Origin of the sequence: Thalassovita litoralis (assembly GCF_900182725.1) — a bacterium.
Classification (GTDB): domain Bacteria; phylum Pseudomonadota; class Alphaproteobacteria; order Rhodobacterales; family Rhodobacteraceae; genus Thalassobius; species Thalassobius litoralis.
In genome coordinates, this window is record NZ_FXTO01000032.1 from 18,044 (window position 1) to 39,060 (window position 21,017).

Annotated in this window: 23 protein-coding genes; 7 read left to right on the forward strand and 16 right to left on the reverse strand. The window is 60.2% G+C overall.

Annotated features, from left to right (window positions below):
* The first annotated feature begins 37 nt into the window (after positions 1 to 37).
* Entirely contained in the window at positions 38 to 715 is a 678-nt protein-coding gene (locus tag FN828_RS16830) for an SIMPL domain-containing protein (protein WP_142494583.1), read from the forward strand.
* Between the two features lie 69 nt (positions 716 to 784).
* Here FN828_RS16830 and FN828_RS16835 read toward each other — a convergent pair whose 3' ends face one another.
* The 8 genes from FN828_RS16835 to FN828_RS20665 form a co-directional block, all read right to left on the reverse strand.
* On the reverse strand, positions 785 to 1,864 hold the full coding sequence (locus FN828_RS16835; protein ID WP_142494584.1) for a DUF1513 domain-containing protein: 1,080 nt from the start codon (positions 1,862 to 1,864) through the stop codon (positions 785 to 787).
* A 4-nt stretch (positions 1,865 to 1,868) separates the two neighbouring features.
* Positions 1,869 to 2,903 carry an imelysin family protein gene (locus FN828_RS16840; protein WP_142494585.1) on the reverse strand — a complete coding sequence of 345 codons (1,035 nt, stop codon included), beginning with the start codon at positions 2,901 to 2,903 and terminating at the stop codon, positions 1,869 to 1,871.
* Positions 2,904 to 4,403, reverse strand: a complete 1,500-nt coding sequence (locus tag FN828_RS16845; protein WP_142494586.1) for a di-heme oxidoreductase family protein — start codon at positions 4,401 to 4,403, stop codon at positions 2,904 to 2,906.
* The gene (bfr, locus tag FN828_RS16850; protein ID WP_142494587.1) at positions 4,363 to 4,848 is read right to left on the reverse strand and encodes a bacterioferritin; all 486 of its coding nucleotides are present in this window, start codon (positions 4,846 to 4,848) and stop codon (positions 4,363 to 4,365) included. Before bfr ends, FN828_RS16845 begins: the two co-directional genes overlap by 41 nt.
* On the reverse strand, positions 4,832 to 5,089 hold the full coding sequence (locus FN828_RS16855) for a (2Fe-2S)-binding protein (RefSeq protein WP_142494588.1): 258 nt from the start codon (positions 5,087 to 5,089) through the stop codon (positions 4,832 to 4,834). The genes bfr and FN828_RS16855 overlap by 17 nt, the downstream gene beginning before the upstream one ends.
* 69 nt (positions 5,090 to 5,158) lie before the next feature.
* Entirely contained in the window at positions 5,159 to 6,430 is a 1,272-nt protein-coding gene (locus FN828_RS16860) for an imelysin family protein (RefSeq protein ID WP_142494589.1), read from the reverse strand.
* 72 nt (positions 6,431 to 6,502) lie between these two features.
* Positions 6,503 to 6,658 (reverse strand): hemin uptake protein HemP, encoded by a 156-nt coding sequence (gene hemP, locus FN828_RS16865; RefSeq protein ID WP_408033814.1) that lies wholly within the window; start codon positions 6,656 to 6,658, stop codon positions 6,503 to 6,505.
* A gap of 11 nt (positions 6,659 to 6,669) precedes the next feature.
* Positions 6,670 to 6,840, reverse strand: coding sequence for a hypothetical protein (locus tag FN828_RS20665; protein ID WP_185959075.1), 171 nt, complete (start codon positions 6,838 to 6,840; stop codon positions 6,670 to 6,672).
* A gap of 222 nt (positions 6,841 to 7,062) precedes the next feature.
* Between FN828_RS20665 and mnmH the strand changes: the two genes are divergently transcribed.
* Positions 7,063 to 8,103 (forward strand): tRNA 2-selenouridine(34) synthase MnmH, encoded by a 1,041-nt coding sequence (mnmH, locus tag FN828_RS16870; RefSeq protein ID WP_142494591.1) that lies wholly within the window; start codon positions 7,063 to 7,065, stop codon positions 8,101 to 8,103.
* A gap of 25 nt (positions 8,104 to 8,128) precedes the next feature.
* On the opposite strand, the gene selD is transcribed toward mnmH, so the two are convergent.
* From selD to FN828_RS16895, 5 genes are all read right to left on the reverse strand, one after another.
* Complete coding sequence (selD, locus tag FN828_RS16875) at positions 8,129 to 10,303, reverse strand: selenide, water dikinase SelD (RefSeq protein ID WP_142494592.1); 2,175 nt, start codon at positions 10,301 to 10,303, stop codon at positions 8,129 to 8,131.
* A gap of 114 nt (positions 10,304 to 10,417) precedes the next feature.
* Positions 10,418 to 11,269 (reverse strand): carboxylating nicotinate-nucleotide diphosphorylase, encoded by an 852-nt coding sequence (gene nadC / locus FN828_RS16880; protein WP_142494593.1) that lies wholly within the window; start codon positions 11,267 to 11,269, stop codon positions 10,418 to 10,420.
* Positions 11,266 to 12,834 (reverse strand): L-aspartate oxidase, encoded by a 1,569-nt coding sequence (locus FN828_RS16885; RefSeq protein WP_142494594.1) that lies wholly within the window; start codon positions 12,832 to 12,834, stop codon positions 11,266 to 11,268. The genes nadC and FN828_RS16885 overlap by 4 nt, the downstream gene beginning before the upstream one ends.
* 13 nt (positions 12,835 to 12,847) lie before the next feature.
* Positions 12,848 to 13,924, reverse strand: coding sequence for a quinolinate synthase NadA (nadA, locus tag FN828_RS16890; RefSeq protein ID WP_408033812.1), 1,077 nt, complete (start codon positions 13,922 to 13,924; stop codon positions 12,848 to 12,850).
* A 73-nt stretch (positions 13,925 to 13,997) separates the two neighbouring features.
* The gene (locus FN828_RS16895) at positions 13,998 to 14,465 is read right to left on the reverse strand and encodes a MarR family winged helix-turn-helix transcriptional regulator (protein WP_235891515.1); all 468 of its coding nucleotides are present in this window, start codon (positions 14,463 to 14,465) and stop codon (positions 13,998 to 14,000) included.
* Between the two features lie 145 nt (positions 14,466 to 14,610).
* Between FN828_RS16895 and FN828_RS16900 the strand changes: the two genes are divergently transcribed.
* The 5 genes from FN828_RS16900 to FN828_RS16920 all read left to right on the forward strand — a co-directional run bounded on the left by FN828_RS16900 (position 14,611) and on the right by FN828_RS16920 (position 18,612).
* Positions 14,611 to 15,648 carry a cupin domain-containing protein gene (locus FN828_RS16900; protein WP_142494595.1) on the forward strand — a complete coding sequence of 346 codons (1,038 nt, stop codon included), beginning with the start codon at positions 14,611 to 14,613 and terminating at the stop codon, positions 15,646 to 15,648.
* Entirely contained in the window at positions 15,645 to 16,343 is a 699-nt protein-coding gene (locus tag FN828_RS16905; protein WP_142494596.1) for a fumarylacetoacetate hydrolase family protein, read from the forward strand. The genes FN828_RS16900 and FN828_RS16905 overlap by 4 nt, the downstream gene beginning before the upstream one ends.
* Positions 16,344 to 16,419: 76 nt before the next feature.
* Positions 16,420 to 17,631 carry a 3-hydroxybenzoate 6-monooxygenase gene (locus FN828_RS16910; protein ID WP_142494597.1) on the forward strand — a complete coding sequence of 404 codons (1,212 nt, stop codon included), beginning with the start codon at positions 16,420 to 16,422 and terminating at the stop codon, positions 17,629 to 17,631.
* Positions 17,632 to 17,764: 133 nt separating this feature from the next.
* The gene (locus FN828_RS16915) at positions 17,765 to 18,205 is read left to right on the forward strand and encodes a hotdog fold thioesterase (protein WP_142494598.1); all 441 of its coding nucleotides are present in this window, start codon (positions 17,765 to 17,767) and stop codon (positions 18,203 to 18,205) included.
* A 17-nt stretch (positions 18,206 to 18,222) separates the two neighbouring features.
* Positions 18,223 to 18,612 (forward strand): carboxymuconolactone decarboxylase family protein, encoded by a 390-nt coding sequence (locus tag FN828_RS16920; protein WP_142494599.1) that lies wholly within the window; start codon positions 18,223 to 18,225, stop codon positions 18,610 to 18,612.
* A gap of 102 nt (positions 18,613 to 18,714) precedes the next feature.
* Here FN828_RS16920 and ybaK read toward each other — a convergent pair whose 3' ends face one another.
* The 3 genes from ybaK to FN828_RS16935 all read right to left on the reverse strand — a co-directional run.
* Positions 18,715 to 19,191, reverse strand: coding sequence for a Cys-tRNA(Pro) deacylase (gene ybaK, locus FN828_RS16925; RefSeq protein WP_142494600.1), 477 nt, complete (start codon positions 19,189 to 19,191; stop codon positions 18,715 to 18,717).
* Positions 19,192 to 19,357: 166 nt separating this feature from the next.
* Positions 19,358 to 20,926 carry a class I adenylate-forming enzyme family protein gene (locus FN828_RS16930; RefSeq protein WP_142494601.1) on the reverse strand — a complete coding sequence of 523 codons (1,569 nt, stop codon included), beginning with the start codon at positions 20,924 to 20,926 and terminating at the stop codon, positions 19,358 to 19,360.
* A partial coding sequence (locus FN828_RS16935; protein ID WP_142494602.1) for an acyl-CoA dehydrogenase family protein occupies positions 20,923 to 21,017 on the reverse strand: 95 nt, incomplete at its 5' end. The genes FN828_RS16935 and FN828_RS16930, both read right to left, overlap by 4 nt.

The window sequence follows — 21,017 nt, forward strand, 5'->3', positions numbered from 1 at the left end:
GCCCAGTTTAGGCGGACAGATGAAACAGGAGTTTGCGATGAAACGTATTGCTTTGATGATTGCCTTATGTAGCGCGGCGTTCCCTGCATGGGCCGAGCAGATGCGCCAGATCACCGTGACAGGCGAAGGCGTGGTGACTGCCGCACCGGATATGGCAACGATTTCGCTGGGCGTGACCCATCAGGACAAAGATGTCGCGCAGGCGATGGCGCGGGCGTCACAGGCGGCCGCAGCGATGATAAAACGGCTGAATGACATGGGGGTGGATGCGCGGGATGTGCAAACCAGCCAAGCGACCCTGTCGCCGGTGTATTCCAACCGTTCGTCCGAATCACCGCAAGTTGACGGCTTTCGGGCCGGTCTGATGATGATGGTGCGGGTGCGCGATCTGGATCAGTTGGGGACCGTTCTGGGGGCCGTGGTGCAGGACGGGGCGAACCGTTTTTCCGGGTTGCAATTTGGCCTGTCGGCCCCGCAACAGGCCGAAGATGCCGCGCGGACCGCTGCGGTGGCAGAGGCATTGCGCAAAGCTGAATTGCTGGCCAAGGCGGCTGGTGCGTCCTTGGGGGATGTGATTTCGATCAGCGAATTTGGCGGTGGCGGCGCGCCCTTGATGCGGATGGCCGCGGCGGAAATGAAGGCAGGGGACGTTCCCATTGCCGAAGGCGAACTGGCGATCAGTCAATCCGTAAATCTGGTGATTGAACTGGAATGAATTTACCAAACCCAAAGGCCGGGATTTGTCCGGCCTTTGGGTGGGGTCGTAATCAGGGTGGAGTCGTCATCAGATCGTGACCAGATGATTGTCCCACGCGGCTTTGTCTTGTCGCAGCAAATGCGCCTCTGGGCTGCTGAAGCGCACAATCCGCCCGGTCCCGGCGGTGGCCAGAAAACCATTGTTGGCAACGTTCAGGCCGCACACGTCCGGTTCTTCGATATGCCATGCAAATTCGCCGGTTTCTGCGTCAAACACCTGAATCATGCCGCCGCGTGGGCTGGAAATGGCAATCTGCGTTCCATCCCCTGAAAACGCGATGGACCCGGCATAACCCTTCATGCGGTGGTGTAAATCTTCGGGGGCTTGCCCCAGAATGGGGGGTATGCCCGATCCGGGGCGATAAAGCCCCACCAGCGGCGGGTGATCCGTTGGGTTGCCCTGCCATTGCATTGCAAAACCCACCAGCCCGTCCGGGCGCAGCGCCATATGACGGATGGAGTTTAGCCGCAGTTTGGCGTCCAGTTCTGTGATCTCGTGCAATGTGCCGTCCAGCCCGACTAGCGCCAGATTGGCCCGCATGGTGGGCAGGTTCAGCGCGGTGCGCCCGCTTTCGGGGTGGGTGTCGATGCCGCCGTTGGCGACCACGAACTTATCCGTGCCGGGCAGGCGCAGCATGTCATGCGGCCCAACCCCGCCCGAGGCAAATTCGCCAACGCGTTTATATCCCTGCGCCCGGTCCCAAACCCCGATCAGCCCACGCCCGTTTTCGTAATCGTTTTCCGGGGTCAGCATATACCGGCCATCCGAAGAAAAGACCCCGTGCCCATAAAAATGCCGCGCCTCGGGGCTGTGCAACTCGGCCTTAACCGCGCCGTTGGAACAGTCGATCACCTGTGCAAACCTGCCGGGGCGGCGGGCAAAGGCCACGACCTCGGCCTTTTCGGGGTGGGCTGCTGCGGCGTGGCCGCGTCCGGGCATGTTAAGCGAAAACACCTCGGCCCCTTGGGCGGTCAACCCGTACAGGCGGTATTGTTCCCCCACCCGTGCCGCCGTCAGGAACCGGGGGCTACCCACATCGGCCCATGTTGCGTTACTGGCGATCCCGCTGGCCAATAGCCCGGCCAGAAATCCGCGTCGTGTTGTCATCTGGTTAATCCCCATCCAAGGCGTTGAACCCGGCGGCCACGCCCAATTTATTGCCGATATTCGCCAATTGCTGTTCGCGGATCAGGTCAATTGTCTGTTGCAGGATTTCCACCTTTAGCCGTTTGCTGGGGTCTTCGACCCCGGCGAAAATCGGATCATCCAGCGCGGTGGCCTGCTGGATTGCGGTGTCGAATGCCTGTTCCACGTCCGACACCAGATTGGCATCGCCTTCGGCCAAAATCAGCGCCAGTTGCCGCAACGCCTGCAAGGACAGGATCACGTTATGCTGTGACCGCCCGGACCGCCATGCCTCGGCGCGGGTGGGGCGGGGGCGTTCAAATGTCCCCAAGGGACGACCCAGCCGCGTGTCCGAGGTGAATTGAAGCCCCATCGCCAAGGCTTTGAACAGCTCTTGTTTGACTTCGTCGGTGGAATGATACGGGCTGTATTCGCTGCCCGGCGTCAGGATCAGGGCGGTGTAGCTTTCGGTCCAGTCGCGCGAAATGGCGCTGGTTGTGGCGGCAATATCTGCCGTTAGCGCCCGCGTCAGCGCACAGGCATAGCCCGCGTCGGTCTGGAATTTCGGATCGTAAAGCAGGAATTCCAGCGCATAAAAGCCGCGCGCAGCAACGGAAACCGATCCCATGCCATCCGGCGAGGTGATGATCGGATCGTGATCCGCGAACAGTTTGGTCAGCGTTTTCGGCGTGGTGCCACGGCTATCGGGCCAATAGGCCAGCGCAAAGGCGCGGTTTTCCATCTCGGTCGGGCCAAAGCGTAGATGGCTGACCCTGATCCAGTCGTCAAAGGCCGCCCCCCAGGCATTGCGCAGGGTTTCGGCCTGTCCGGTGCAATCGGTTTCCGCCACCTGTGCCAGCCGCGCCGATGATCCGGCCAACGCGCTGAAGCCCGGCAGAATGTGATCCCGCACCGCTGTTTCCACCACGGGCGGCGGCAGATCCTGTGCCGTAGCGGGCAGGGTCAGCGGTAGCGATAGCGGCAGGGCGATCAGGGTGGCGGTCAGCAGGGGTTTCAGCATTCAAAGGCTTTCCAGAAAGGCGATCAGGGCATCCCGGTCGGGTTTCGGCATATGAAGGAACAGGTCACGGGCGGCGGTCGCTTCGCCCCCATGCCAGACGATAGCTTCGGTCAGTGACCGTGCCCGTCCGTCATGCAGGTAAAACCCCATGCCTGAAACCAGTTCGGTTTTCCCAATAGACCAAAGCGGCGGGGTACGCCATTCACGACCTGTTGCACGATGCTCGGGGCGGTTGTCGGCCAGCCCTTCGCCCATGTCATGCAGCAGGAAATCGGAATAGGGCCAGATCATTTGGAAACTACGCAAGGGATCGTCGGGCAGCCGTTCGGTGACATAGGCCGGGCGATGGCAGGTCGCGCATCCCGTGGCATGAAACAGATCGCGCCCGCGCAGCGTTTCCGTGGCCCCGGTCCGTGCAGGAACGGCAAGCCCGGTCACATAGGCCAGCGTCAAATCCAATCCCTGCGCGTCCAGTTCGGTTCCGCGCGGATCGTCATCCCCATGCAGCGCCATACGACAGGCAGTTTGGGTTTCGGTGCAATCCCCCCATCCCTGTGGAAACAGGGGGCTGGAAATGCCGATGTCATGGAAAAACGCGTCCGCTACTTGTGTGCGCAGGCTGGCAACGCCCGCTTTCCAGCCAAACCGCCCCAGTGCAGGCCCGGTGGGGGTGGGGATCAGGTTGGCGCGTCCAGAGACCCCGTTTCCGTCTGTATCCTCTGGATCGGTCCCGACCAGAATGTCAGCATCCGCAATTGCTGCGATCAGCCCCATGCCTGCCAGCGGCGGCGCTATGCGCGGGCTGACCATCGTTTGTGCGGACAGGGGGTTGCCTGCGTCATATATCGGGCGGCGCAACGAAATCACTTGCCCGTCTGCAAATGCGATAGGGGTTTCGCTATAGCGCACGCCGGGCTGAGCTTCGGGGGTGAAACCCGTGGCGGCATCAGTTTGGATTTGCGTGCCAAGGTCAGGATCGGGCCGCGTGGCCAGATAGTCCTGTATCCCTTGCGGATCGCCCAAGGGATCGGCCACGGACAGGCGCAGAACCAGTGACACCGGCAAAGGCCCATCCCCGGTAGGGGCAATGCCGCGCCCGTTGCCGGGGTGGCACATCGCGCAGGATCGCGCGTTATACAACGGTCCCAACCCATCCGATGCCTTGGTCGAGGATGGGGCAGGCACCCACAGTTTTTCAAACATCGCCTGTCCCAGCACGAAATCCATACGCGCCGCGTCGTTCATCCCGGTCAGGGGGTGTTTGAACAGTTCAGGGCCGGGCGTGGGACGATGCAGGGTGCCGCGCCCGCCGGGGTTTAACTCGAACGGGTTTAGCTCTCCGGGGACAACCCGCATCGCGGCAGCGATCCGGGCAGCCTCGAACTTGGTGCGGGGGGGCTGATCGGGTTCCGCAGCCCCCAGCACCCCTGCGGTCAGCAGAAGCGCGGCAATCGCGGCCTTACTCGGCTTCGTCCATCGTGCTGGCGTTAAGTTGCTCATATTTTTCTGCGCCGATGCGGTCATGCAGGCCAAGCTGTGTTTCCAGAAAGTCGATGTGGCCTTCTTCGTCGGCCAGCAATTCCTCGAATAGTTTCATCGAGATGTAGTCACCCGCCGAATTGCAATATTCGCGGGCTTCCTTGTACAGCGCGCGGGCCTCTTCTTCGGCGGCCAGATCGGCCTCCAGCGTTTCGCGGGCGGTTTGGCCGATCCGCAGCGGGTCCAGTTTTTGCAGGTTGGGATGGCCCCCCAGCAACAGCACCCGCGCAATCAGCTTATCGGCATGGTGCATTTCTTCGATGCTTTCCTCGCGGCTTTTGGCCGCCATCTTGCCCAGCCCCCAGTCTTCTTGCAGGCGGTAATGCAGCCAATATTGGCTGACTGCGGTCAATTCGCTGCGGATAGCCCGGTTCAGATAGTCGATAACTTTAGCGTCGCCCTTCATGTCGTTTGTCCTGTGTTCGGTCGCGGCGCAAACCGCGAAGTTGCATGGGTACTTCCAAGTTAGGGTTCTTTCGCATGGTGGAAAGGAACAAGGGCATACAGCCCCCGCAATCCGCCGCTTTGCCAAGGGCATGATAGACCTTGCCGGGGGTGACGATCGTGGTCGGGTCTGCGGCCCGCATCCAATCAACTGCGGCGTGAATGTCGTGGTCGGTGATGTTCTGACAGTGGCAGACAATCATATCCGCTCTCCTTGGCCGATCCGATCAAATGGCCCGCCCAGCCCCAAGGGGCCGGGCAGGTGGGACGCATCACTCGAATACCGCGCCGGGGTTATCCAAACTGTCCGATCCTTCAAATGCCAGCCCGTCCAGCCCCAATGCGGCCACGACACGTTCGATGCTTTTGGTTTGGTCGATCAATCCGTTCACGCCGCCCATGATCAGCGCTTCGCCCTGTGCGTTGCCGCGTTCTAACATCTGGTCATAGGCGAAACCGTTATCCGCCGCCGCTTTCAGCGCACCCAGCGCTTGAACGGTGGTGTCCAGTTTTGCCTTCATTTCGGCATCCAGCGCCGGATTGCCCACTGCCACCATCTGCGACAAGGACGCGCCGCTGACCACGGTCCCATCAACGCGGGTGTAGCTGCCCAGATAGGCGTCCTGAATGCCTTTGCCGTCATAATAATGGCTGTTGTGCGTGTTGTCCGAGAAGCAATCGTGTTCTTCTTCGGGGTCGTTCAGCAACAGGCCCAGCCGCATCCGTTCCCCGGCCAGTTCCCCATAAGACAGGCTGCCCATGCCGGTCAGGATTGCGGAAAGCCCCGCTTTGTCATCTGCCATCAGGGTGGTGCGGGCGTCGCCGCCATCGGCCCATTGTGCAACCATGAATTCCAGATCGCTGACCAACAGATCGGTGGCCGCTTTCAGATAGGCGGCGCGACGGTCACAGTTTCCGTTGGTGCAATCGGAGCCTTGGGCGAAATCGGTCCACGGACGGTCCCCGGCGCCCGCTGCATGGCCGTTCAAATCCTGCCCCCACAACAGAAATTCAATCGCGTGATAACCCGTCGCCACGTTGGTTTCCACGCCATCTGCTTCTTGCAGCGCGGTTTCCAGCAGGGTCGGAGTGATTTCGCTGGCGTCAATTTCTGTGCCGCCCAAGCTGAATTTTGGCGTGGCGACCACATTCAGCGCAGCATATTCGTTTTCATCCGACGGGCCGATATAGCTGCCGTCATCCACATAGTCGATCAGCCCTTCGTCCAGCGGCCAAGCGTTTACCTTGCCTTCCCAGTCATCCACGATGGCATTGCCAAAGCGATAAACCTCAGTTTGCTGATATGGCACCCGAGCCGCTTTCCATGCGCTGCGTGCTGCGGTCAAAGTCGCGTCAGAGGGTGCGGCAATCAACGCATCCACAGCCGCCTGCAACGCCTGTCCGGTTGTCAGACTGTCCTGAAACTTTGCCACGGCAATCGTGGCATAGGTGTCCAGAACCTCTTTGGCGGTGGGGGCTGCGTGGCCCGTTGTGGCAGTCAGGCTCAGCGCAAGGGCGGAGGAGGTCAGGAAGAAGCGTTTCATAGATCGGTCTCTTTGGGTTTGTTTTTGGGGGCTGCACGCCACGGTTCCGTGGGGCAGGGGACACGGGATTGGTTATTTCGTCAGGATCAATTTGCCCGCGCGGGTAATCCGCAGGCTGTAAACCTGATCGCCCAATACGATCCGCGCCTGTGTGCCGCCTTGGGTCAGGTCTTCGGCGCGGTGAACGGGCAGGGTTTCGGGAAGCGCTACTGCGTTGTCACGGTTCATCTTCACATGGATCATGGCGTGATCCCCCGGTTTTCGACACGGTCCAAGAGCCATTCCAGATTTAGCCCGGTCATGCTGCCCATGCCCGCTTCGGTCAGCAGGCTGTGGACGGTGTTCATTTCTTCGGCTGGGGCGCCGTAACAGGGGGGGCGCCCGGCCATCGAAGTCTGCGCGTTTCTCATTTCAGACATCCCTTGATGATCGCTGGATCGGGCTGACCGCATGGGAGCGGCTGGCTGGATATATGTCTTAACTGATTAAAAGAGTCGGAATAGTCAAGTCCGAGTTTTTTAATCAGTTAATTAAAGCGTCGATTTGTGCGGGTTATTGCTGAATGCGTAATCAGGGTGATGGGAAAACAGGCCGCACTGGCGCGGCTGTGTGGGCTGGGCTAAAAGATGGGCATGAAACAGACCCTTACTTCGCTCAAAGACCTGAAAACGCTGCCCTTTGACAGCATCATTGACGTGCGCGCGCCCAGCGAATTCGCCGAGGATCATATCCCCGGTGCAATGTCCCTGCCGGTGTTGTCCGATGCAGAACGGGCCGAGGTGGGGACGATCTATGTGCAGCAAGACCCGTTTCTGGCGCGCAAGATTGGGGCGGCGCTGGTGGCGCGGAATGCGGCGACTCATTTGCAGGGGGCTTTGGCGGACCGTCCCGGCGGTTGGCGGCCTTTGGTCTATTGCTGGCGGGGTGGGCAGCGGTCCGGGTCTTTCGCGTCAATTCTGGCGCAGATCGGCTGGCGTGTGGGATTGATTGACGGCGGGTATCAACGTTACCGCCGGTTGGTTCATGCCGCTATGTATGAAACGCCCGTTGCGCCGCGTATGATTCTGGTGGATGGCGGCACAGGCACGGCCAAGACCCAAATTCTGACCCATCTGGCAGCACAGGGGCAGCAAGTTCTGGACCTGGAGGCAATGGCGCAACATCGTGGGTCATTGCTGGGCGGGATGCCGGGGGGGCAGCCTGCGCAGAAAAGTTTTGAATCGCGGGTGGCGATGGCCTTGGCGGGTATGGACCCAACCTGCCCCGTTTTCGTCGAGGCCGAAAGCAACAAGATCGGTAGCCGGATCATTCCGCCAATGCTGTGGCAGGCGATGCTGAAGGCGGATCATATCCGTGTGCAGGCCCCGATTCAGGCCCGCGCCCGGTATCTGGTCGACACCTATGCCCCCCTGCTGGAAGAGGCCGAGGCGCTGGACGAAAAACTGGCGGTTCTGGCCCGGTTTCATGGGCATGAACAGGCGGATGCGTGGCGTCAGATGGCCCGGCAGGGTGATTTTTTGCCACTGGCGGCAGAATTGGTGCAGCAGCATTACGACCCCAGCTATCGGCGCTCGTCGCGCCGGGCGGCCCCGCCGTTGGCCGTGCTGGATTTGCCGGATTTGTCGGCACTCACGTTGAAACACGCTGCCGCACAGATTGCCGCCAGCGTTTAAGGCGCGGGGTAGCTCGCGCCTGCGCTTACAGGCAGCGGATCATGGGCGGGCCTTCGACGATCCGGCCAATCTGGGTGGCAGGCAGGCCAAGCTGTTGCAGATCGGCCAAAATCTGCGGGGCATGGGCCGCCGGGACAGCGGCCAACAGGCCGCCCGCAGTTTGCGGGTCATGCAGCAATGCGGCCTTGGGTCCGTGTAGGCCGATGATCGGCGCATTCATCAGGTTTGCATTGTAAAGCGTTGATTTAATGCCGCTTTGCGACATGTCGATCGCGCCCTCGTAAACCGGGATATGCGACAGGTCCAGATCTGCGCCCACGCCGGACGCCTGACAGATCGCCTGCAAATGTCCGGCCAGCCCAAATCCGGTGACATCGGTCATGGCGTGGGCCATGTGCAAAATGCGGGCGGCTTTGTCCTGTGGCTCCGCCATAGCGGCCAGCATTTTCGCCACATGCCGTCCATTTGCCCGCGCCTGCATTTCCGCTGCCAGCAGAACACCCGTTCCCAGTGGCCGGGTCAGAATCAGCACATCGCCAACCTGCGCCCCGGCATGGGTAATCGCCTGATCCACCAAGCCGGTGATGGTGTAACCAATCGTCATTTCCGGGCCTTGGGTGGAATGACCGCCCACGATTTCCGCGCCGACGCTGGTAAACACATCGCTGGCCGCGCCCATGATGTCGCGCATGGTGCGGGCCTGTAGCGCGGGCGACATGCGTGGCAGAATGACCGAGGCCAGCACCGCCTGCGGTTTCGCCCCCATTGCCCAGATATCCCCCAGCGCATGAACGGCGGTGATCCGCGCCATAAGGGCGGGGTCTTCTGTGAACGCCTTCAGGTGGTCGGTGGTCAATACCTGATGCTGCGATCTGATGCGCAGCACCGCCGCATCATCGCCCCGCCCGGTTATGACATCGGCGCGGGTTGGTGCGGGCAGGGATGCCAATGCTCCGCTAAGCGTCCCGGCCCCCACCTTGGACCCGCACCCGCCGCAGATCGGTTGCCCGTCGCCCAGTTCATCGCGCACGCCTTGGGTCAGGACCGGGGGCAGGTCCGGTTGGGGCATCTGCGGCAGATCGTGGAACATGCGCATGAATTTCCGGTCAATCCGGTCTTTGAGCCGCCACAGCCACGGACCTTGCCAGATGCGCCCCCATTTTTCCGCCAGCGCGGATGTCTGACCCAAGGAGATCAGTTTCAGGTAATCCTTTTGCGGGCGGAACGGGCGCAAATCCTGCCCGGTCAGGCGCGCACACAGGTTGTCATATAAAACCGGCGCGGCCCGCACCGCATAAACCCCGGCCTTGGGGCGGGGGGCGTGCATCAGATGGGCGCAATCGCCAACGGCAAACAGATCGTCCTGCCCCTGAACCTGTAGCGTTTTTTCGACGTTTATAAACCCATCTGTCAGCGGCAGCCCGGTTTGCGCCAGCCATGCCTGCGGCAAGGCACCTGTGACGCCGATGGTTAGCGAGGCGGGAATGATTTGCCCTGTGGTCAATTTGGGGCCATCTGGTGTGATTTCAGAAATAACGCTGGATTTGCAGATTTTTACGCCGTTTTCCTCAAGCGATTGTAGAAGTTTTTCCCGCGGCTTTGGATCGGCGGACAGGATGGTAGCTGCTGCCTCGATCACGGTGACGTCAGATGCCCCCGTGGCCCGCCGCAGGGCAAAGGACATCGCCATTGCCAGTTCAACCCCAGCCACACCGCCACCAATCACCGCAACCGGCCCGGCCTGTCCGGTTTGGTGTGCCGTGGCGATAAAGTCCGCCCAGCACTCGGCATACCGATCCAAGGGTTTTGCCCCAATGGCGTATTGGGAAAATCCCGGTATCTGTGGCAGTTCCGACGTAATCCCAACATCGACCGAGGCCACGTCGTATTCGATCACACGGCCATCGTCCAAGGTTACGGTTTTGGTCTGCGCATCCAGCCCCACCGCCCGGCCAAGGATCACCCGCGCCCCGGCAAACCGGGCCAGCCGCACCAGATCAATTTCCAGATCCTCGCGCGTGTAGTGACCCGCAATATGCCCCGGCAACATCCCTGAATAGGGGGCTGTCGGGCCGGGATTGATGACAGTCACACGGGTGCCGGGCAGGGGGCGCATCCCCCATTTCAGCAACAACAGCGCGTGGCTGTGGCCGCCCCCAATCAGGACAAGGTCGCGGGTCAGCGGAATTTGCACATGCATGTCTGGGCCTTCGAAACCATTCGGTTTCCAAGATGTATCGCGGAGCGGGGTGGAATGCCAACCGGCATCTGCCCCGGTCTGTTACGTCGCGGTCACTTCTGTGTGCGGTGGGGTTTAGAAATCCAGTCCCAAATCCAAGGTGCGTACCGAATGCGTCAACGCCCCGGATGAAATGTAATCCACGCCCGTTGTCGCCACTTCGGCGATGCGGTCCAGCCGCATATTGCCGGACGCTTCCAGCACCAGCCGCCCGTTCACCATGTCCACCGCTTTGCGCAGGGTGGGGGTGTCCATGTTATCCAGCAGGCAAACATCCGCGCCGCCGGTGTCCAGCACTTCTTGTAGCTGGGTCAGCGTGTCCACCTCGATTTCGACCCGTACCATATGCGATGCGCTGGCCTTGGTTGCCTCCAGCACGGCGCGGATGCCCCCGGCGGCGGCGATGTGGTTGTCCTTGATCAGGATGGCATCAGACAGCGAAATGCGGTGATTGAACCCGCCACCATGCACCACGGCCTGTTTTTCCACGATCCGCAGGCCCGGCGTGGTTTTGCGGGTGCAAGTGATGCGGGTTTGCGTGCCTTTGGTTTCGGCCACGAAACCGGCTGTCATCGTGGCGATACCCGACAGCCGACCGGCAAAGTTCAGCGCGACCCGTTCGCCCGACAGGATGGACGATGCCGCGCCCCGGATTTCCATCAGCGTGTCACCGGGGTTACAGGGGGAACCGTCCGGCAGATGGGTCACAATTTCCAGCGTGGGGTCCACCAGCCGGAACGCGATTGCCGCCACCTGCATACCCGAAACCACCCCGGTTTCACGGGCATTCAGGCGCGCGTTATAGGTGACATGCGCGGGGATCACGGCGCGGGTGGTCACATCGCCATATTGCCCCAGATCCTCTAGCAGCGCGTTGCGGATCATCGGTTCAAGGATCAGGTCGGGCAGGGTGGCGAATTGAGTCATTGGGAGGAGTCCTCGGCTGCGGCGCGGATAGCTAACGCCTGATCCAAAGTGATACGGGTCCGTTCGGCACGGTCTGCGGTGTCAGGAAAATCGCGGCGACAATGGGCGCCGCGCGATTCCTCGCGTTGCAGGGCGGCGGCGGCGATCAGGGTGGCCGTCGTGGTCATGTTCAGGAAACAGGGGCATTCCGGGTTGTCCCGTTCCAGTTTGGCAATGGTTGTCAGGGCCTGTTTCAGCCCGGCCCCATCGCGCACGACACCAACATTATCGGTCATGCAGCGGCGCAATGCGTCGATTGCATCGGCTGGTGGTTTCGGACCGCCCGGTTCAAAGGTCAGAACCACTTGTGCCGCCTGTGCGTTTCCATCGGTCAGGGCTGCGTGAATGCCGTTTGCGCAATGGCGGGCGTAGACCAGCGCCTCTAGCAGGCCGTTCGAGGCCAGCCTGTTTGCGCCGTGTAATCCGGTTGAAGAAGCTTCGCCGCAGACCCACAGATTGCCAAGGCTGGCGCGGCCCTGCTGATCGGTGTCAATGCCGCCCATATGGTAATGCGCGGCAGCGGCCACGGGGATAGGGTCTACGGCGGGATTGATCCCGGCGCGGGCGCAGGATTGGGCCACTGCGGGGAATTGCGTCAGGACTTTTTCACCCAGAACGGCGCGGGTATCCAGCATGGGGCGATTGCCCGCCTGCGTCTGGGCATAGATCGCGCGGGCCACGATATCGCGCGGGGCCAGTTCGGCATCGGGATGTTCGGCCAGCATGAACCGCTCGCCGTGTTTATTGATCAGCGTGGCCCCTTCGCCGCGCAGGGCTTCGGTGGCCAGCGGGGCGGGGTCTTCGCCCATATCAATCGCGGTGGGGTGGAATTGCACAAATTCGGGGTCCGCGATAATGGCCCCGGCGCGTGCGGCCATGCCAATCACCTGCCCCCGGATGCGCGGCGGGTTCGTCGTCAGCTTGAACAACCCGCCCGAACCGCCCCCAGCCAGCAATATCGCCGGACCACGCAGCATAATCGGTGCAGACCGATCCACCCCCGAGGTTTCCACAGCAACCCCGGTCACGGTGCCGTCTTGTACCTCTAGCCCTTGGGCCATCACCCCTTCGAGAACCTGAATGGACGGGGTTTCGCGCACCTGCGCAATCAGGGCCTTCATGATTTCCGCACCGGCCTGATCGCCCTTCACGCGCACCACGCGGGCGAAACTGTGCGCGGCCTCGCGCGACAGGACATAGCCGCCGTTTTCATCCCGGTCGAACGGGGTTCCCAGCCGGGTCAGGTCCAGAATATGTTCGCGGGCTTCCTGAGTCACCAAAGTGGCCACATCGGCATCCACGGTGCCAGCCCCGGCCCGCAGGGTATCGGTGGCGTGATTTTCGGGGCTGTCGGCCTGCGCCATCGCGGCGGCTACACCGCCTTGCGCCCAGGCCGAGGATGCCCCTTCGCCCAACCGTTCCGGGGAAATCATCACCACGGGGGTAGGGGCCAAATTCAGCGCCGCATAGAGCGCCCCCATACCCGCGCCAACGATAATGACACGATCGGTTGTGACCACTTGCATGGGCCGTTTTCCTTTAGATCCCCAGTTCGCGCGACAGGTCAATCATGCGCTGCACCGCCAAGCGGGCCTTATCGGCCACTTGCGGATCAACTTCGACCTGCCCGGTCATGGTGTGCAACGAATACAGCACCTTTTCCAGCGTGATTTTCTTCATGAAGGGGCACATGTTGCAGGGGCCGACGAAATCCACCTCGGGCAATTCGTCCGAGATGTTCGAGGCCATCGAACACTCCGTGACCAGCATCGCCTTTTGCGGCTTTTCGCGGGTGACGTAATCAATGATCCCGCTGGTCGAGCCGGAAAAATCCGATTCCGCCACCACATCCGGCGGGCATTCGGGGTGCGCGATGATGCGGGTGTCGGGGTTCCATTCGCGGAAGTCCCGTAAATCCTGCGCGGTGTATTGTTCGTGGACGATACACGACCCTTCCCACCAGACGATGTTTTTCTGCGGAACCTGCTGGGCGATGTTCTGCGCCAAATATTGATCCGGCGTCATGATGATCGTGTCATCGGGCAGGGCGGCCACGATTTGCGCCGCGTTGGACGAGGTGCAGCAAATGTCCGATGCCGCTTTGACGTCTGCGGTGGTGTTCACATAGGTCACAACCGGCGCGCCGGGGTATTGGGCGCGCATCTGGGCGATACCTTCGGCAGTGACGGATTCAGCCAGAGAACAGCCCGCTTCCATATCCGGGATCAGAACGGTTTTGGCCGGGTTCAGGATTTTCGAGGTTTCGGCCATGAAATGCACGCCGCACTGGACGATCACATCGGCCTCGACCTCGGTCGCCTTGATGGCCAATTGCAGGCTGTCGCCCACGAAATCCGAAATGCCGTGGTAAATTTCAGGTGTCATATAATTATGGGCCAGCACAACGGCGCCGCGCTTTTTCTTGAGCGCGTTGATGGCGACCACATAGGGCGCATAAATGGCCCAGTCGGCAGGGGAAACGACCCGGTCCATGCGGGCGTAGATGTCCTTGGTGGCTTCCGCCAGTTCCACAGACGGGGCGAGATCATAGTGTTCGGCCAGTACGGCGCGAACGTTCGTCAGATCGAGCAACCAGCTATCCTCCAGCTTTGGCATGGAGGTGCTACATAGGGCGAATTTACTGTATTTTCCAGCAGAATACCGCAGTGCAGCACATTTTACCGTTTGGTTATTTTTGCTGCGGCGATTGCAGGGGCGCGCGACTGCGGGCGTTTCCGGCGTCTGCGGCCTTGCGCATCAGGCGCAATAGCTCTGTCTGTTCCTGCGGGTTCAATCCGGTCAGAATTTCATCCTGCAAGGCCCAGACGATCGGGGTGACGGTTTCCAGCACTTGTTTGCCCTGATCTGTCAGGCTGATCACACGGGCGCGACGATCCCGCGGGCTGATCTTTCGTTCGACTAACCCCTTGTTTTGCAACCTGTCTAATACTGCGCCCATTGTGACGCGGTCATGGGCAATCAATCCGGCCAGCGTTGCCTGATCCACATCGGGATGGGTTTGCAGCGCGGCAAGCGCGCCAAATTGCACGGGCGTCAGATCAAACCCGGCGTCTTTCATTTTTTCGGTAAAAACCGAGATTGAAATTTGGTTCAGCCGCCGGATCAGATGGCCCGCCATGCGGTAGAGGTCATTCACGGGGGATTCCTTTTTGGCACGGATGCAGTCGCTTATCTGGTATAGCTTTTAACATGTGAGGAATTATTTGACGAGTACACTAATGGTAAGTACACTTACATAAATTTCTGGAATCACCATGCAGACCGATAATGGGAGGATGATCATGGCTGAACAGCTTGGAACTCTGGAGGAGTTGCCGCAGGATTACCGCGATGCGATGACCGAAGCGGGTGTTGCGCCACTGTGGCCGATGATGCGGAATGTGCTGCCGCATGGACGTCCGAATCCAACCACGCGTCCTGGGTACTGGAACTATGAAAACCTGCGCCCGCTGTTGCTGCGTGCCGGTGATCTGACCCCGGTCGAAAAAGCCGAACGCCGGGTTTTGGTGTTGTCCGATCCCGGCCGTGGGGCAGGGGCCATGCAGGCGACCGCCTCGATCTATCTGGGGATGCAATTGTTGTTGCCGGGCGAAACCGCCCCTGCGCATGTTCACACCCCGTCGGCGGTGCGGATCATCGTCGAAGGTAAGGGCGGGTTCACCGTGGTAGACGGGGAAAAGCTGCCGATGGAAGATGGCGATCTGGTGCTGACCCCCGGCGGCGACTGGCATGACCACGGTCACGAAGGCAGCGAACCCGTTGTCTGGCTGGATGCGCTGGACCTGCCGCTGTTTTACTATCTGGAAGGGTCTTATGCCACCGAAGGCCCGCTTCAGGCACAGCGCAACCGCCCCGATGCCGGGCAGGTGGAATATCTGTCCTCGGGTCTGGTGCCTTCGCGTAAGCTGGGTGCGGGCACCCGCCGCTATCCGATGGTACGCTATCCTTGGACCCGTACCGAAGCGGCCCTGCGCGAAGTGCTGAAATACACGGACGAAGGCATTGCAGAGCTGGATTATGTGAACCCCGAAACCGGCACGGATGTGTTGCCGACGATGGGTTTCACCGCCATGATGATCCCGGCGGGCCAAAAAGACACGCCGCCGCTGCGCTCGTCCTCTGCGGCCTTTCATGTGGTCAAAGGCCGTGGCAAGACCACGATTGACGGGCAGGTGTTTGAATGGGGTCCGAAGGACACCTTTACCGCCCCCGTTTTCGCGGAAATCACGCACGAAGCGACCGAGGATTCATTCCTTGTTCGTGTGCATGATCGCCCGCTGCAAGATAAACTTGGCTACTACGAGGAACGCGCACGATGAGCAGCTATCTGTTCGACACCCCCAAAGTACAGTCCATCCCGGTCAAAGGGGAAGACAAGCAATATCCGATCAACCGCATTTTCTGCGTGGGTCGCAACTATGCCGCCCATGCTGCGGAAATGGGCGTAGAGGTGGACCGCGAAGCGCCGTTCTATTTCACCAAATCGCCATCGGCCAATCTGGCATCGGGGTCCACCCTGCCTTATCCGCCGGGCACCGAAAATTTCCATTATGAAATGGAACTGGTGCTGGTGATCGGCAAGCCGGTGTTCCGGGTGTCGGCCGCGGATGCCGCGGATGCGATCTATGCCTATGGGTGCGGTCTGGATATGACCCGCCGCGATCTGCAATTGGTCGCACGGGCCAAACAGCGCCCGTGGGATTTGGGCAAGGACGTCGAAGGGTCTGCCGTGTTCGCGCCGCTGACCAAAGCCGCTGAAATGGGTGAACTGGGCGAACAGCGCATCCATCTGGAAATCAACGGCGAGGTGAAGCAGGACGCACACCTGAAAGACCTGATCCATAACGTGTCTGAAATCGTGGCAGACCTGTCGAAGTTCTACCATCTGGTGCCGGGCGACGTGATCATGACCGGCACCCCCGCCGGGGTTGGCCCGGTTGTGGCGGGTGACAAAATCACCGGCGGCGTGGACGGTCTGGACCCGATCGCGCTGACCATCGGCGATCCCGAATAAGCGGGATTTTCCTATTATCTAGCCTAATCATGGACGGGGCGGCCATTGGCCTGCCCCGAACGGAGGAGACGTACCCATGAGCGAAGATCGTATTCTGATTGCCGGTGGTGGCATTGGCGGGCTGGCGACGGCCATCGGCCTTGCGCAAAAGGGCATCAAATCGCTGGTTCTGGAAAAAGCCCCGGAACTGGGCGAAATCGGTGCGGGCATTCAGCTTGGCCCGAACGCGTTTCATGCGTTTGACTATCTGGGTGTGGGCGATGCGGCGCGGTCGATGGCGGTGTATATCGACAACCTGCGCCTGATGGATGCGATCTCGGGCGATGAAATCACGCGTATTCCGCTGGATGATGCGTTCCGCGCCCGGTTCAAAAACCCCTATGCCGTGGTGCATCGGGGCGATTTGCATGGGGTGTTCCTGCGGGCCTGTATGGAACACGATCTGGTTGACCTGCGCACCTCGGCTGCGGTTGAAGATTACGAACAGGACGGCAGCAGCGTCACCGCTATTTTGCATAATGGCGAACGGATCAAGGGCAAGGCGCTGATTGGGGCCGATGGGCTGTGGTCCAATATCCGCAAGCACGTTGTGGGCGATGGCGCGCCGCGCGTGTCGGGGCATACCACCTATCGGTCTGTGATCCCAACGGAACAAATGCCCGAAGATTTGCGGTGGAACGCGGCAACCCTGTGGGCCGGGCCGAAATGCCATATTGTGCATTACCCACTGTCGGGGTGGAAAGTGTTCAATCTTGTTGTGACCTATCACAACGATGCCGCGCAACCCGTTGCCGGTGTGCCAGTCACGAACGAAGAAGTCGCCCGCGGGTTCGAGCATGTAAACCCGGTCGCCCGGCAGATCATCGAAAAGGGCAAGGACTGGAAACTGTGGGTGCTGTGCGACCGTGACCCGGTTTCAAACTGGGTTGATGGACGCGTGGCACTGTTGGGGGATGCGGCGCATCCGCAGCTTCAGTATTTTGCCCAAGGGGCCTGTATGGCGATGGAAGACGCGGTGGCAATGGCACATGTCATGGGCGACACCCCGAACGACATCGAAAAGGTGTTCCAGACCTATCAGGGAATGCGGACGCTGCGCACCGCGCGTATTCAGTTGCAGTCGCGTGAAATCGGCCAGCATATTTACCACCCGGCGGGCGCACATGCGGAATTGCGCAATGCCATCATGCGGGCAAAGACCCCGAATGATTGGTATGATACGGTCGAATGGCTGTATGGTTCGACCGGGGTGGACGGCGCGGTTTCCCCTGAAACCCTGAAACGCTGACCCCAATAGCAACACACAGACAGAAGCCCCTTTGGGGGCTTCTTTGTTGTTGAAATGACGCAAGGTTTTCCCGATCCGTCGCTTGACCTTCTGGGCGGTACAGCGATTTTTACCATAGCGAAGGAGAAACCCCATGACAGATACGATCTGGAGCACCCCTGTGGTGGTCGAACAGGTGAACGCATTTGGTGCCGGATGTGCCAACGGCCATTTGGGTATCGAATTGATCGAAGCAGGCCCGGACTATTTGAAGGCACGGATGCCGGTGGATCATCGCACGAAACAACCGGCGGGCATTCTGCATGGTGGTGTTTCGGTGGCGCTGGCGGAAACGCTGGCCTCGATCGGTGGGAATTTCGTTGTGGATCGCACAAAGCAAAGCTGCGTCGGGCAGGAAATCAACGCCAACCATATCCGGTCTGAAACCGAAGGCTGGGTCTATGGCGTGGCGCGACCCCTGCATCTGGGGCGGCGCAGTCAGGTTTGGGAAATCCGCATCACGAACGAACAGGATAAACTGGTCTGCATGTCGCGCATGACGCTGACGGTGATCGACCGTCCGGCGCCGCAGTAAGCTGCTGGGCATGTATCATGAGCATTTTTGACGAAGACCTGTTCCTGAAGGGCATGGAGCAACGGAAGTCGACGCTTGGGGCCGACTATGTGGACCAATCCTATGCCGCCGCAGACGATTTTTCCCGCCCCTTCCAAGAAGCCATGACAGCTTGGTGCTGGGGGTTTGGCTGGGGCGATGAGGTCATCCCGCCCAAGACCCGCTCAATGATGAATCTGGCGATGCTGGGTGCCTTGGGTAAGATGACGGAATGGGAATTGCACTGTCGCGGTGCGCTGACCAATGGTGTCACGGTCGAAGAAATCCGTGCCATTATCCACGTCATTGGCATTTATTGCGGTGTTCCGCAGGCCCTGGAGTGTTTCCGCGCCGCGCGTAAGGTGCTGGAGGCCGAAGGGCTGCTTTGAATAACGCAGAGGAACTGGCGCAGGGGATGAGCGCTCAAAGCGCCCCCCTTTGATGTCTATGGGGTGATCCAAGGGCGGGGCTGTCGAACTATGTCCTGCGGGTCAATCGGCACAAAGCGATGCGCGAATGGCGCGGGCCGCCTGAACCGCCTGTGCGGCATTCAGGCGGATCATCAGCCCGCGTTTGCCGCCGTTCATGACAACCAGATCGTCGGTGATCGCTTTCTCCTCGAAGGCTGTAGGAACGTGTTTTTTCTGACCAAAAGGGCTGATCCCGCCGGTGTGAAACCCGGTCAGTCGTTCGGCCTTGGCCGGTTGCATCATCTGCGCGGATTTGCCGCCAAATGCCGCCGCCACTTTTTTCATGGACAGGGTTTCGTCAGAGGGAATAACCACGCAGGCGGGTTTCGTATCGACCTCGACCATCAGGGTTTTCAGAACCTTGGACGGGTCAACGCCAATCGCATCCGCCGCCTGAAGCCCCACCCGTTCTGATCCGGGGGCATAGTCATATTCCAGCGTTTCAAAGGCGACTTTTGCCTGCTGTAATGCGCGTGTTGCCGGGGTTGCCTTGCTCATGGTGGGGTCCTTTCCGTCGTTTTCCTATGACTGGACCGCAGAAAAAACAATGGCCGTTACATTCAGGGCAACCCGGCGCAAAGATATGCGTTGCATCCGCCAAAGGGGAAAAACAAAACCGCCCGATCACTCTGACCGGGCGGTTTTCTGTAATCATGTCAAACGATTATTTGACGATTTGGGATTTCAGGAACTTCTTGTCGATCTTGTTGGTCGGTGACAGCGGCAAATCCCCCTGCCAAAAAGTAATCCCGCGCGGCGCTTTGTAGCCTGCGATTTTTTCCTTGGCGAAGGCGATCAGTTCCTCCGCCGTGACAGTCGCCCCCTCGCGCAAGGACACAACGGCGTGGACCTCTTCGCCCCATTTGGGATGGGGGATGCCCAAAACGGCGGCCTGCGCCACCTGCGGGTGTTTCGACAGGCAGTTTTCCGTTTCAATCGGGTACACGTTTTCCCCGCCGGAAATGATCAATTCCTTGGTGCGACCGACAAGGAACAGATAGCCGTCTTCGTCCAGATACCCGGCGTCGCCCGTATGATAGAACCCGCCGCGCATGGCGTGGGCGGTGTCTTCGGGGCGCTTCCAGTAGCCGTTCATCACCTGCGGGCCGCGCAGCAGCACCTCGCCGGGTTGGCCATCGGGCAGGGGATTGTCGTTTTCATCGACGATCCGGACCTCGCAATACAGGACAGGTTTGCCAACCGATCCCAGCTTGTCGATATTCGGGTTGCCGGGAACGTGATCCGCCGGGGGCAACACGGTGACAACCGGCGATGTTTCCGTCATCCCATAGCCCTGACAGAAGGTCAGACCGGGGATTGCCTCCATCGCGCGTTCAATCAGCCGGATCGGCATCGGGGCCGCGCCATAGGTCAGGCAGCGAATGGACGAGAAATCGAATTTATCGAAATTCGGGTGATCCATGATCATGTTCAGCATGGTCGGAACCAGTGTCACCGTGGTAATCCGGTGATCCTGAATCATTTCCATTGCCTCCTCGACCTCGAATTTCGGCTGGATCACCAGCGTCGACCCATAGGCCGCATGGGTATAGATACGCGACCCCGATCCCAGATGAAACAAGGGACCGGATAGCAGAATGTGATCGTTTTCCTGAAATCCATATAGATGGCCTGCCGCCGTCGCATTGACCATCATATTCGCGTGGGACAGCATCACCCCTTTGGGAACGCCCGTCGTGCCAGAGGTGTAGAAGATGATGATCGTGTCATCGTTGCGGCTGGCGCGATCCGTGAAGGCATCAACCGATACATCCGAATGGGTTTTCACCAAATCTTCGTAGATCAGCGTATCGCCCGGCAGCACGGCATCCGGCGCATCCCAATCGGCAAAGATCAGGTGCTTCAGGGACGGGCAGCGTTGCATCAATGCTGCGGCGCGATCCTGAAAATGGCGGTCCACGATCAGCACCTCGGGGGTGCAATCCGCGATCACCTCGACCATTTCATCTTCGGCCAGACGGTAATTCAGCGGGACGGAAATCGCGCCAATCAGGCTGGGTGAAAAATAGCTTTCTGCGATCCAGTGCGAATTTTGCCCCAGATAAGCCACGCGATCACCGGGGGCAACGCCCAGATCCACCAGGGCCTGTGCGATACCATGCAGACGGGCGCAATATTGCGCCCATGTGAAATCGCGGCCTTCGAAATGCAGCGCCCGGTGGTTCGGACGCCGAAAGGCATGTTTGCGGATATAGTCCGGGAAATGGATCATTTTTTGCCCCCAAGAACCGACCGGCCGATGATTTCGCGCATCACCTCGCCGGTGCCGCCTGCGATCCGGCCCACGCGGGCGTCGGCCCAGG

Coding starts and splice junctions, on each gene's coding strand:
- FN828_RS16830 (WP_142494583.1), top strand. CDS start 38: ATGAAACGTATTGCTTTGATGATTGCCTTATGTAGCGCGGCGTTCCCT.
- FN828_RS16835 (WP_142494584.1), bottom strand. CDS start 1,864: ATGACAACACGACGCGGATTTCTGGCCGGGCTATTGGCCAGCGGGATC.
- FN828_RS16840 (WP_142494585.1), bottom strand. CDS start 2,903: ATGCTGAAACCCCTGCTGACCGCCACCCTGATCGCCCTGCCGCTATCG.
- FN828_RS16845 (WP_142494586.1), bottom strand. CDS start 4,403: ATGAGCAACTTAACGCCAGCACGATGGACGAAGCCGAGTAAGGCCGCG.
- bfr (WP_142494587.1), bottom strand. CDS start 4,848: ATGAAGGGCGACGCTAAAGTTATCGACTATCTGAACCGGGCTATCCGC.
- FN828_RS16855 (WP_142494588.1), bottom strand. CDS start 5,089: ATGATTGTCTGCCACTGTCAGAACATCACCGACCACGACATTCACGCC.
- FN828_RS16860 (WP_142494589.1), bottom strand. CDS start 6,430: ATGAAACGCTTCTTCCTGACCTCCTCCGCCCTTGCGCTGAGCCTGACT.
- hemP (WP_408033814.1), bottom strand. CDS start 6,658: ATGAACCGTGACAACGCAGTAGCGCTTCCCGAAACCCTGCCCGTTCAC.
- FN828_RS20665 (WP_185959075.1), bottom strand. CDS start 6,840: ATGAGAAACGCGCAGACTTCGATGGCCGGGCGCCCCCCCTGTTACGGC.
- mnmH (WP_142494591.1), top strand. CDS start 7,063: ATGAAACAGACCCTTACTTCGCTCAAAGACCTGAAAACGCTGCCCTTT.
- selD (WP_142494592.1), bottom strand. CDS start 10,303: ATGCATGTGCAAATTCCGCTGACCCGCGACCTTGTCCTGATTGGGGGC.
- nadC (WP_142494593.1), bottom strand. CDS start 11,269: ATGACTCAATTCGCCACCCTGCCCGACCTGATCCTTGAACCGATGATC.
- FN828_RS16885 (WP_142494594.1), bottom strand. CDS start 12,834: ATGCAAGTGGTCACAACCGATCGTGTCATTATCGTTGGCGCGGGTATG.
- nadA (WP_408033812.1), bottom strand. CDS start 13,924: ATGCCAAAGCTGGAGGATAGCTGGTTGCTCGATCTGACGAACGTTCGC.
- FN828_RS16900 (WP_142494595.1), top strand. CDS start 14,611: ATGGCTGAACAGCTTGGAACTCTGGAGGAGTTGCCGCAGGATTACCGC.
- FN828_RS16905 (WP_142494596.1), top strand. CDS start 15,645: ATGAGCAGCTATCTGTTCGACACCCCCAAAGTACAGTCCATCCCGGTC.
- FN828_RS16910 (WP_142494597.1), top strand. CDS start 16,420: ATGAGCGAAGATCGTATTCTGATTGCCGGTGGTGGCATTGGCGGGCTG.
- FN828_RS16915 (WP_142494598.1), top strand. CDS start 17,765: ATGACAGATACGATCTGGAGCACCCCTGTGGTGGTCGAACAGGTGAAC.
- FN828_RS16920 (WP_142494599.1), top strand. CDS start 18,223: ATGAGCATTTTTGACGAAGACCTGTTCCTGAAGGGCATGGAGCAACGG.
- ybaK (WP_142494600.1), bottom strand. CDS start 19,191: ATGAGCAAGGCAACCCCGGCAACACGCGCATTACAGCAGGCAAAAGTC.
- FN828_RS16930 (WP_142494601.1), bottom strand. CDS start 20,926: ATGATCCATTTCCCGGACTATATCCGCAAACATGCCTTTCGGCGTCCG.